The 10730-nt window shown below is 65.6% G+C and carries 9 protein-coding genes and 1 tRNA gene; 1 reads left to right on the top strand and 9 read right to left on the bottom strand.

Annotated elements, in window-relative coordinates; all coding sequences use genetic code 11:
• Window positions 1–473: 473 nt before the first annotated feature.
• The 7 genes from ACQREB_RS06585 to ACQREB_RS06555 all read right to left on the bottom strand — a co-directional run bounded on the left by ACQREB_RS06585 (window position 474) and on the right by ACQREB_RS06555 (window position 8180).
• Window positions 474–558: transfer RNA gene (locus ACQREB_RS06585), tRNA-Leu, on the bottom strand.
• Window positions 559–685: 127 nt separating this feature from the next.
• Complete coding sequence (locus ACQREB_RS06580; RefSeq protein WP_427766781.1) at window positions 686–2302, bottom strand: acyl-CoA carboxylase subunit beta; 1617 nt, start codon at window positions 2300–2302, stop codon at window positions 686–688.
• 79 nt (window positions 2303–2381) lie between these two features.
• Window positions 2382–2738 (bottom strand): DMT family protein, encoded by a 357-nt coding sequence (locus tag ACQREB_RS06575; protein WP_427766779.1) that lies wholly within the window; start codon window positions 2736–2738, stop codon window positions 2382–2384.
• 67 nt (window positions 2739–2805) lie between these two features.
• Window positions 2806–4515, bottom strand: a complete 1710-nt coding sequence (locus tag ACQREB_RS06570) for an ABC transporter substrate-binding protein (protein WP_427766776.1) — start codon at window positions 4513–4515, stop codon at window positions 2806–2808.
• A 55-nt stretch (window positions 4516–4570) separates the two neighbouring features.
• Window positions 4571–5416 carry an ABC transporter ATP-binding protein gene (locus tag ACQREB_RS06565; RefSeq protein WP_427766773.1) on the bottom strand — a complete coding sequence of 282 codons (846 nt, stop codon included), beginning with the start codon at window positions 5414–5416 and terminating at the stop codon, window positions 4571–4573.
• Between the two features lie 114 nt (window positions 5417–5530).
• Entirely contained in the window at window positions 5531–7396 is a 1866-nt protein-coding gene (locus tag ACQREB_RS06560; RefSeq protein ID WP_427766770.1) for an SLC13 family permease, read from the bottom strand.
• Between the two features lie 31 nt (window positions 7397–7427).
• Entirely contained in the window at window positions 7428–8180 is a 753-nt protein-coding gene (locus ACQREB_RS06555) for a Nif3-like dinuclear metal center hexameric protein (protein ID WP_427766767.1), read from the bottom strand.
• Window positions 8181–8312: 132 nt separating this feature from the next.
• Between ACQREB_RS06555 and ACQREB_RS06550 the strand changes: the two genes are divergently transcribed.
• Window positions 8313–9269, top strand: a complete 957-nt coding sequence (locus ACQREB_RS06550; RefSeq protein ID WP_427766765.1) for a metallophosphoesterase — start codon at window positions 8313–8315, stop codon at window positions 9267–9269.
• Window positions 9270–9278: 9 nt separating this feature from the next.
• On the opposite strand, the gene ACQREB_RS06545 is transcribed toward ACQREB_RS06550, so the two are convergent.
• Both ACQREB_RS06545 and ACQREB_RS06540 read right to left on the bottom strand, forming a co-directional pair.
• Complete coding sequence (locus ACQREB_RS06545; protein ID WP_427766763.1) at window positions 9279–10172, bottom strand: TonB family protein; 894 nt, start codon at window positions 10170–10172, stop codon at window positions 9279–9281.
• 21 nt (window positions 10173–10193) lie between these two features.
• Entirely contained in the window at window positions 10194–10730 is a 537-nt protein-coding gene (locus ACQREB_RS06540) for a thioredoxin-like domain-containing protein (RefSeq protein WP_427766761.1), read from the bottom strand.

Here is a 10730-nt window from a genome sequence, read left to right as displayed (position 1 = left end):
GTAATCGGAGGGACGGCGAAAGGCGGAGGACGGAAGAAAGCTTAAAGGTTAAGGGTTAAAGGGAAGTTTCCGTGGGGAGATTTTCGAGGGCAAGCGGGACGATCGCCCTTCGGTGAAATTCGCGCTCATTCGCGGAAATTCGCGGTTCCGAAAGATCTCCGTGCCTCAGGAAGTTGCGCCTTTCAGGCGCGTGTTCGCTTCGTGCCCAGCCCCAAGCGGCGTCGCCGCATGGGGTTATTTTTGTTCCGCATTTCATGCGAAGCGAAAAGCCTTCGAGAAACCCCGCTCCCAAAAAAGAAATCCCCGAAATCCCTGTTGAAAAAGAGGGCAAGCGCGCCCCCGTGAAATTCGCGCTCATTCGCGGAAATTCGCGGTTCCGTCTTCCCCGCGAAAAGCGCTTAGGGGTTCGAGTCCTCTCTGAGTCCGGACGCGAAAAAGCCCGCGAGCGTTGCGGCTTCGCGGGCTTTTTGAAATGGTGCTCAAGAGGGGACTCGAACCCCTAAGCCTCTCGGCATATGCACCTCAAGCATACGTGTCTACCAATTTCACCACCTGAGCAATGGAAAAAATGTAGAAGCGAATAAAATGTTTTTTCGGGAGAGGCGCAAGTCTTTTTTTGGAGATTCCGCAAAAAAACGTTCCCGCGGAGGGAAAACCGCGGGAACGTTCTTCGGGGAGCGCCGACTCAGAGCGGCATATTGCCGTGCTTCTTCGGCGGGCGCGTGCCGCGCTTGTTGAGCGTGTTGCGCAGCGCCATGGAGATGACGGCGCGCGACTTCGCGGGATCGATGACGTCGTCCACGATGCCCTGCGCGGCGGCGCGGTACGGCGCGGCGAACTGCGCGGCGTATTCGTCGGCGTGCGCCTTCTTCGCGGCGGCGGCGGCGGCTTTGCCCGCGGCTTCCGCCTCGGCTTCGGACTTTCCGGCGGCGAGCGCTTCGGCCTTCGCCTTTTCGCCCGCGGCGGCGATGTCCTTCTTGAAGATGATGTTGGCGGCGCCGTCCGGACCCATCACGGCGATTTCCGCGGTCGGCCACGCATAGACGGCGTCGGCGCCGAGGTGCTTCGAGCACATGGCGATGTAGGCGCCGCCGTAGGCCTTGCGGAGAATGAGCGTGATCTTCGGCACGGTCGAGGCGGAGTACGCGTGGAGCATCTTCGCGCCGTGGCGGATGATGCCGCCGCGTTCCTGGTGCTTGCCGGGCAGGAAGCCGGGAACGTCCACGAGCGTGACGAGCGGAATGTTGAACGCGTTGCAGAAGCGGATGAAGCGCGCGCACTTGTCGGACGCGTCGATGTCGAGCACGCCCGCCTTCTGCGTCGGCTGGTTGGCGACGATGCCGCAGACGACGCCCTGCATGCGCGCGAAGCCGATGACGGCGTTCTTCGCGAAATCCTGCATGACTTCGAAGAACGTGTCCTCGTCGAAGAGGCGTTCGATGACCTTCTTCATGTCGATCGGGTTCTTCGGGTCTTCGGGCACGAGCTTTTCCATGTAGGGATCCTCCTGCGTGCTGACGACGGGCGTCGGGTCGTGCGGCGGATCCTTCATGTTGTTGGACGGGAGATAGCTGAGCAGGCGGCGCGCGATCTGGAGCGCGTGCGCGTCGTCCTCGGCGACGAAGTGGACGTTGCCGCTGATGGAGGCGTGCGCGGCGGCGGAGCCGATTTCGTCCATCGTGCAGGCTTCGCCGGTGACGGCCTTGATGACTTCCGGTCCCGTGATGAACATCTGCGCGTTCGTCTTCTTCATGATGATGAAGTCCGTCAGCGCCGGCGAATAAGCCGCGCCGCCCGCGCACGGGCCCGCGATGATCGAAATCTGAGGCACGACGCCGGACGACTGCACGTTGCGGTAGAAGATGTCGCCGAAGCCCTTGAGCGCCATTTCGCCTTCGGGAATGCGGGCGCCTCCGGAGTCGTTGATGCCGATGATCGGCATGCCGTTCGTGAGCGCGTATTCCTGCGTGCGCGCGATTTTCTGCGCGTGCGCGTGACCGAGCGAGCCGCCCTGAACCGTGAAGTCCTGCGCGAAGATGGCGACGGGACGCCCGTCCACCAGACCGACGCCGGTGACGACGCCGTCGCAGGGCAGATCCTTGCCTTTCATGCCGAAATCCTGGCACTGATGCTTCACATGCATGCCGAATTCCATGAAAGAGCCGGGAGCGACCAGCCCTGCGATGCGGTCGCGCGCGGTCATGAGACCCTTGGCGCGACGAGCTTTCAGTTTGTCTTCGCCGCCGCCGTTGAGCGCCGTCTGGCGAAGCCGATTGAGATTTTCGATGAGCTCTTTCTTCATAGCAAAGTAATCGGTTCTTTTGATGGGATGGCATGCAGGGTAGCGCAGACGCAGGAAATAATCAAGCGTTCCCGCGCGCTCACGCCGCCTTCCCGCGGAAGACGAAATACACCGCGCCGACGAGGCAGCAGAACGCCCAGAGATAGTCCCAGCGCCATTTTTCGCCCATGAAGAGCAGCGCGAACGGCACGAAGACCGACAGCGTGATGACCTCCTGCATGATCTTGAGCTGCCCGAGCTCGAGCCCGCCCGCGTAGCCGATGCGGTTTGCGGGCACCATGATCAGATATTCGAAGAACGCCACGCCCCAGCTCGTCAGCACCGCGATCATCCACGGCGCGTTCCGCAGCCCCTTGAGGTGCCCGTACCACGCGAACGTCATGAAGCAGTTGGAAAGCGCCAGCAGCGCCGCCGTCTTCAAAATCACCGGATTCATATGCGCGCAAAGCTCTACGCGCTTCGCCGAAAAAACGCAAGCGCGCGTCCGTCGCGTTCCCGCGGGATCACTTGTCCAGGCCCCAGCGTTCCCGCAGCCAGTTTTCCACCGGCGCGAAGCAGAGGCGGTCCATCACGAGACCGACGAGGATGATGACGAGCATCACGCCGTACACCTTTTCGACGTTCATCTCCTCGCGCCCGGCGTTGAGCATCCAGCCCAGCCCGACGCCGCTGAAGATGTACACGTAGATTTCCGCGGACATCAGCGAGCGCCACGCGAACGCCCAGCCCTGCTTCATGCCCGAAAAGATCAGCGGGAGCGCCGCCGGGAACATCACGCGCGTCCACAGGTGAAGATTCTTCGAGCCCATCGTGCGCGCCGCGCGGACGTAGAGCGGCGGCACGCTGCGGATGCCGCTTTCCGTCGCGAGCATCAGCGACCACACCGAGCCCATCACGACGACGGTCAGAATCGCCCATTCGTCCTGACCGAAGATCACCAGCGAAATCGGCACCCAGCACACGCTCGGCAGCCCCTGGAATCCGAGCGCGAGCACGCCCAGCGTGTCGCGCACGAGCTTGCTCTGCGACAGCAGCAGCCCGAGCGGGAGCGCGATCGCGAACCCGATCGCGTAGCCCAGCAGCAGCCGCCGCATCGTGACGAAGAGCGCGCTCAGGATCGAGCCGTCGCAGACGCCCCGCCACAGAAAACACGCGATCTCCGACGGCAGCGGGAAGATTCCCGCGCGCATCTTCGCCGAAATCTCCGTCGTCTGCACGAGCTTTTCGACCTCGACCTTTTCCGGAATCATGCCCGTCGCGTAGCCGTCGTTGATGTATTCGGCGAGCGAGCGCCGGTTCACCTCCGAGACGAAGCGGATGCGCGGGAACGCGTTGTTGACGATGCGCCGCGGGAACTCCGCGTGCGTCTCGCGCGTGAGCGCGCGCTGCAGCAGCGTCTTCGCCTCTTCCGGGTGCGCGTTGATCCACGCCGTGAGCTCGCCGTGCGCGACCGCGAACGCGTTGAGCAGCTTCCTGCGGTGCGCGAGCGTCTCCGTCGAGCTCGCCAGCACGGTCGTCACGGATTCGAAGTCTTCGAGAAAAATCTTGCCGCCCGCGTCCAGTTCGAGCCGCGAGACCCAGGGCTCGACCGTCCACGCCGCCTCCAGCGTTCCCGCGCGGAAAAGCGCGAGCTGGTCGGGATTCTTCGTCGGCGCGATCTGCACGTCGCCGCCGCCCGCGGCGGGAACGGCGATTTTGTTCTTCACGAGCCAGGCGCGGCAGGCGACGTCCTGCGTGTTGCCGAGCTGCGGCGTGGCGATTTTTCTGCCGACGAAATCGCGCGCCTCCGTTCCCGTGAAGTCCGCGCGCACGACGAGCGCGGCGCCGCCTTCGGCGCTCCCGCAGACGATGCGCACCGCGCCCTCGCGCCGGATGTAGGCGTTGATCGCGGGCGACGGGCCGACGTAGGAGAGGTCGATCGAGCCGATCGTCAGCCCCTCCATCGCGGCGGGACCAGCGTTGTAGGGCTGCCAGGCGAGCTTCGTTCCCGCGGGCAGGCGCGGCTCGAACCACGGCTTGCCCTCGAACGCCATCTGCTGCGCGATGAGCGCCTGCGCGTGCGTGATGTTCGGGAAGTAGCCGACGCGCAGCGTCGAATCGTCCGCGGTGTTTTTCTTCAGCGAAAAATCGGCGAGCCAGTCGCTGCGGCCGACGATTTCGAGCCCGGCGAGCAGAACCGCCGCGAAGAGAACGTAAAAAACGACGCGTTTCATGAAGAATTTTCCTTTCCGTGTTCGGGGTGAGATTTCGGGGTCGCGCGGGAACGCCTCACGCGTCCGAGACGGCGCCGCCCGCCGCCTTGCCGAGATGCCGCTTCAGCGCGGCGGTGATCGGAATCGACGTCTTCGAAAGCTCGGGATCGTTGATGTCGCGCGGACGCGGGAGCGAGACGCGGAAATCCTGCCCGACGCGCCCGGGATTCGGCGAAAGCAGAATGATGCGGTCGCCCAGGCAGACGGCCTCGCGGATGTTGTGCGTGACGAAGATGATCGTCTTGCGCCGCTGCACGAAAATGCGCTGCAGGTCGCCGTAGAGCTGCTCGCGCGTCATCGCGTCGAGCGCGGAAAACGGCTCGTCCATCAGCAGAATGCGCGGATTCGGCGCGAGCGAACGCGCCAGCGCGACGCGCTGCTTCATGCCGCCGGAAAGCTGGTGGACGTTCGCCTTGTAGAACTTCTCCAGCCCGACGAGCGAAAGGTAGTACATCGCGACCTCGGCGCGCTCCGAGTTCGTCAGATTCGGCTTGAGCCGCAGCCCGAACATCACGTTCTGCAGCACGTCCAGCCACGGGAACAGCGCCGACTCCTGAAACATCACCATGCGTTCCCGCCCGGGACCGACGATGGGCTCGCCGTCCATCAGCACTTCGCCTTCCGTCGCGGTCTCGAGCCCGGCAATCAGGTTCAGAATCGTCGATTTGCCGCAGCCGCTCGGACCGACGAGGCAGACGAACTCGCCCTCGCCGATGTCGAGCGAAACGTCGTCGAGCGCGAGCACCGAACCCTGGCGGGAACGGAACGTCTTGCTCACGTGGCGCAGACGGATTTTCGCGGCGGTGACGCACTCTCCGGCGATGCTCACCGGCGGCGGGGAAATGGGAGCGGCGTTCGTCATGGCAAAGAATAACGGGGGTGACTGTTTGAAAAACCGCCGAAACAATGCCCGCGCCGCCGCGCGAACGCGAGATTTTTTTGCGCGCCGCCGCGCGTTCCCGCGGGCGGAGGCGCCTCAGCCTTCGAAGGGGAAGAAGAGCGGGATGAAGGCGACGCCGATCAGCAGGACGATGATCGAGAACGGGACGCCGACCTTCACGAAGTCGAAGAACTTGTAGCGCCCGGGCTCGAGAACGAGCGTGTTCACCGGCGAGGAGATCGGCGTCATGAACGCCGTCGACGCCGCGATCGCGATGCCGACCGCGAACGGGTAAGGCGAAAGATCCAGCGACTTCGCGACGCTGACGGCGAGCGGCGCGAGCAGCACCGCCGTGACCGTGTTCGACATGAACAGCCCGACGATCATCGTCGTCGCCATCATCGCGCCGAGGATGACGCGCGGCGAGGAGTCGCCGAACGTCGCCATCACGGCGGAGGCGGCGTGCGCGACGCCGCCGGTCTTCTCCAGCGCGGTCGCGAAAGGAATCATACCGACGATGAGGATGATGCTCGACCAGTTGACGCAGCGGTAGGCGCGGTCGATGTCCACGCATTTCGAGAAGATCAGAATCATGCACGCGATCAGCGCGGCGAGCACGCTCGGGACGTCCGTGAAGATCATCAGCCCGACCATGACGGCGACGCTCGCCAGCGCGAACGGGGCGCCGCCGGGCACGGCGACCGCGCGCGAATACTCTTCGGGCAGCGCGAGCACGATGAAGTGCTTGTTCCACGTCTGCAGCGAGGAGAGCTCCTTCCACGGCCCGCCGACGAGCAGCGTGTCGCCGACCTTGAAGCGTTCCCGCGCGAGGCGTTCGCCGGAGATCGCGGCGTTGTTGCGGCGCAGCGCGTACACGCTCATGCGGTATTTTTCGCGGAAACGCGATTCCGCGAGCGTCTTGCCCTCGAGATCGGAATCAGGCATGACGGAAATCTCGAGCAGCCCGAACTCTCGCTCCGCCTTCGCGAAGCGGCGGCCGCCTTCGAGCGGCTCCTGGCGCAGGCGGAGCTTTTCGGCGACGGCGGCGATCGCGGCGGGCGGCGTCTCGTTGAGAAAGTCGATCAGCAGCGCGTCGTCCTCGCGCAGCTCGGTGTCGCCGACCGGGTTGATCAGCGAGCGTTTGCCGAGGCGCTGTTCCCGCCGGTCGATGCACACGATGTTCGCGGCGTATTCCGAGCGCAGCGGGCATTCGCGGATTTTCCTGCCGCACAGCGGCGAGTCCGCCGTGACGACGAAGACCGCGTCGCGCCACGTCACGCGGTAGCGCTCGGCGAGCTCGACGAAGTTCATCTCGCGCTTGCCGCGGGAACGCGTCTGCGCTTCCGCGTCGTCGTTCCCGCCGAGAAATTTCCGCACATAGAGCATGTAGCCGACGCCGGCGGCGAGCACGAGCACGCCGATCGGCGTGAACGCGAAGAAGCCGAGGCTCGGATAATTTTCGCGCGTGAGGACGGAGTTCACCACCATGTTCGGCGGCGTCGCCACGAGCGACATCATGCCGCTGATCAGCCCGGCGAAGCTCAGCGGCATCATCAGTTTCGCGGGAGAAATCTTCTGGCTGCGGCAGATGCCGAGCACGATCGGGATGAAGAGCGCCACGATGCCCGTCGAGCTCATCACCGAGCCGATCACGGCGACGGCGACCATCAGAAAAACGATGAGCTTCGTCGGATTGTTGCGCGACTTCTTCAGAATCCACAGCCCGACGTCGGTCGAAATGCCCGTGCGGATCAGCCCTTCGCCGACGACGAACATCAGCGCGATCAGGATCACGCTCGGGTCGCTGAAGCCGCTCAGCGCCTCCTTCATGTCGATGATGCCCAGCAGCGGCAGCAGCATCAGCGCGAGCAGCGAGACGACGTCCATGCGCGGCTTGTTGATGACGAAGAAGAAGACGCATACGCCCAGCAGCGTCAGCGAAAGAATCAGATTTTCGTTCATGGCGTGAAGATTTCCGGCGCGGGAACGCGGTTCAGAGCGGGCAGGCGGTCTCGATGAACTCCCACGGGAGCGCGAACTCTTCGGCGGCCTCGGCGGCGAGCGCGCGCACGCCGAAGCGTTCCGTCGCGTAATGCCCGCACGGATACAGATTGAGGCGGAGCTCCTGCGCGGCGGTGAAGTGCTCCTGCTTCAGCTCGCCGCAGACGAGCGTGTCGCAGCCCAGCGCGCGCAGCTCGGAGACGGCGGTGTTGCCCGAGCCGCAGAGCAGGGCGACGCGCCGCGGCTCCGCGCTCCCGAACTCGATCGCGCGGAACGTGTCCGGGAAAAGCGCGCGCAGCTTCGCGACGAGGCGTTCCCGCGGCATGCCCGCGCAGACCGCGGCGAAGGTGTTGCCTTCGTATTCGAGTCCCCACTCGAGGATTTCCGCGCCGAGCTCGCGCGCGAGAATCGCGTTGTTGCCGATTTCGCGGTGCGCGTCCAGCGGCAGGTGCGCGGAATAGACGGCGAGGTCCGCGTCGAGCAGCGCGCGGAATTTTTCGTAAGTCGGTCCGACGACGGGATGTTGCGCGCGCCAGAACATGCCGTGATGCACGAGCAGCAGATCAACGCCGCGCCGCGCCGCTTCGCGGAAGACGGGCGTGGACGCGTCCACGGCGGCGCCGATCTTGCGGACTTCGCCGCGGTTCTCAAACTGCAGCCCGTTGTTCGCTCCGGGAAAATCCCGGAAGCCGACCCGGCCGACGCGCGCGTCGCACCAGGCGACGATTTCTGAAAGTTTTGCCATGACGTTTTTTCTGCTTCGAGACTATCCGCAGAAACGCGTTTCGTCGAGCGGGCATTTGCTCCGGCGGGTTTTTCCCGCGCCGCCGCCTCGAAAATCGACGGAAACGTCGGGCGGCGACGCTTTCCTCCTCTTATGAAGCGAAACATCCGGAAAATTCTGATCGCGGGCGCGATCGCCGTTCCCGCGGCGGCGCTCTGCCTGTTCGCGTGGGCGTATTGGGTCGAGCCGAACATGCTTACGGAGACGCGCTTCAAATACCCGATTCCGGAATGGAACGGCACGAGCAACCGCGTCCGCGTCGCCGTCGCCGGAGATTTTCACGCGCGCCCGGGCGACGCTCCGCGCCTCCGCCGCGTCGTGAACGCGATTCGGGAACGCTCGCCCGACCTCGTCGTTCTCGTCGGCGACTACGCGTTCGCGTCCAGGGATCCCGCGGAAAACACGCTGAACCTGCCGCTCATGTCCGAGATTCTGAGCGAGCTGCGCGACGGCGGGAAGACGCCCGTCTTCGCCTGTCTCGGCAATCACGACTACGCGTACGGCGCGGACAAAATCCGGAAAATGCTCGAAGACGCCGGCATCCGCATTCTCGAGCCGGGCACGGCGCGGCTGCGCTTCGGCGACGAGTGCGAGGTCTTTCTCGGCGGCGTGCGCAACCATCTCATTTCGCGCATCGCGCCGGAGGACGCGGTGCCGTTCCCGCCGGAAGACTTTTACGGCGCGGCGCTGTTCGTCGTGCACTCGCCGGACCTCGTGCTCGACCTGCCGCGCGAGGCGGGCTACGCGCTCACGCTCGCGGGGCACACGCACGGCGGCCAGGTCTGCCTGCCGGGGCATATTCCGCTCGTGCCGCACGCGAGCCGCATCGGCGACCAATACGCGCACGGCATGTTCGAGGAAGGCGGCAAGGACGTCTTCGTCACGCGCGGCGTCGGCGAAAGCCGCCTGCGCCTGCGGCTTTTCTGCCCGCCGGAAATCGTCTTCATCGACCTGGTGCCGACGGAGGCGCTCCCGCCCTCTCAATGGCGTTCCCGCGCGGTGAACCCGCGCAAGATCGTTCTCCCGCCGGAAGAAAAGGCGGGGAAATGACGCCGCGTCTCAGCGGGCGAAGGTGTAGTCCACTTCGGCGCGGGAAGGCACGGCGCGCGCGCCCTCGCGGGCGGGCAGGTATTCCGAGGCGCGGGCGGCGCGGATCGCCGCGGCGTCCAGCGACGGCGAGCCCGAAGAGCGCTTCACGCGCACGCCCGTGAGCGCGCCGCGTTCGTCGATGTCGAGCAGCAGCACGACCGTTCCCGTCCTGCCGGCGAGAGCGTCCGCGCGCGGATATTTCGGCGCGACGCGTCGGCGGTAGCGCACGGTCGCGGTCGCGTCGGCGCCGTTCCCGCCGCTGCCGAAATCGCCTTCGCGCGCGGAGCTCGGGTCGCCGCGTTTCCCGATTCTTTCGCCGCCGCGTTCGCGCACTTCCTCGGGCGCGGAAGCCGGCGCCGGCGCGCCTTCCGTCGCGGGAACGGCGGGCGCCTTCGGCTCGGCGGGCTCCTCGGGCGCGGGAACGCCGAGCGTCTCGTCGGCGTCGAGCCCGTCTCCGCGCGCGTTCCCGTCTTCGCCGGGCGCGGCGTCGTGCGCGGCTTCGGTGAGGGTTTCCCGCGTCGGCTCCGGCGCGGGATCGGGCGGCGGCGGGGGAAGCGCCGCCTCGGTCTCCGCCGCTTGGAGCGGCGCCGCGTCTTCGGGACTTTCGGCGGGAAGCGCGTCCGCGGCGACGGCGGGCGCTCCCGCGGCGGCTTCGGCGTCTTTTTCCTCCGTCTCCGCTTCGGGTTCGGGCGGCGTTTCCGTGCGTTCGACGGGCGTTTCCGCGAAAAATTCGAGAATGAGCGGCGCGGATTCGGCGGAGGCGTCGGCCGCGGATTCGTCGAGGGCGGCGAGCGCGAAAAGCGCCGCGGCGTGCGCGAGCGTCGCGACGCCGAAAGCGAGGATTTCGGTCCGGAGAGGCCTCACGGGAACGCTCCGCGCGGGCGATTATTTTCCGTCGATCGCGGCGCGCACGGCGGCGAGGTTGCGCCCGTCGGCGACGAGAAGTTCGCCGTTTTTCTTGAAGACGCGGAAGTCCGGAATGCCCTTGATGTCGTGGCGGATCGAGAAGCGCTGAATCACGCCGGAACCGCGCTTGGCGGCGAGCCAGGTCATGCCGTGGTCCTTCATGTATTTGAAGACGGCCTCCTGGTCGCGGTCGGCGCCGAGCAGCACGATTTCGATTTTGCCCTTGTTCTTCTTGTAGAACGCGATGAGCTCGGGCGTAAACGCCTTGCACGGGCCGCACCACGACGCGGAGGAATACACGCCGATGAACTTCTTGGAGGTCAGCGCGGAAAGCGGAACCGGCTTGCCGTCAGCGGAAAAGAGGCCGTCGGCGAAGAGTTCCTGCCAGTTTTCTTTCGTCGCGGCGGGCGCCTTTTTGGCGGCGCGGACCGGCGCGGCTTCGAGCGCGGGAACGGCGGCGGGGAAAAACGCGCACACGGCGCAGATGAAAAGGGCGAAGGGCTTGAGGATTTTCAT

It is taken from the genome of Candidatus Spyradosoma sp. SGI.093 (genome assembly GCF_050314555.1).
Lineage (GTDB): Bacteria > Verrucomicrobiota > Verrucomicrobiia > Opitutales > UBA953 > Spyradosoma.
The sequence above is the reverse complement of the archived record's forward strand: the minus strand, read 5'-3'. Positions and strand labels throughout refer to the sequence as shown.

Bases quoted from the DNA above. Each gene is read 5' to 3' on its own strand.
- ACQREB_RS06560 (WP_427766770.1), bottom strand. From the start codon at position 7,396: ATGAACGAAAATCTGATTCTTTCGCTGACGCTGCTGGGCGTATGCGTC.
- ACQREB_RS06550 (WP_427766765.1), top strand. From the start codon at position 8,313: ATGAAGCGAAACATCCGGAAAATTCTGATCGCGGGCGCGATCGCCGTT.
- ACQREB_RS06555 (WP_427766767.1), bottom strand. From the start codon at position 8,180: ATGGCAAAACTTTCAGAAATCGTCGCCTGGTGCGACGCGCGCGTCGGC.
- ACQREB_RS06565 (WP_427766773.1), bottom strand. From the start codon at position 5,416: ATGACGAACGCCGCTCCCATTTCCCCGCCGCCGGTGAGCATCGCCGGA.
- ACQREB_RS06580 (WP_427766781.1), bottom strand. From the start codon at position 2,302: ATGAAGAAAGAGCTCATCGAAAATCTCAATCGGCTTCGCCAGACGGCG.
- ACQREB_RS06540 (WP_427766761.1), bottom strand. From the start codon at position 10,730: ATGAAAATCCTCAAGCCCTTCGCCCTTTTCATCTGCGCCGTGTGCGCG.
- ACQREB_RS06570 (WP_427766776.1), bottom strand. From the start codon at position 4,515: ATGAAACGCGTCGTTTTTTACGTTCTCTTCGCGGCGGTTCTGCTCGCC.
- ACQREB_RS06575 (WP_427766779.1), bottom strand. From the start codon at position 2,738: ATGAATCCGGTGATTTTGAAGACGGCGGCGCTGCTGGCGCTTTCCAAC.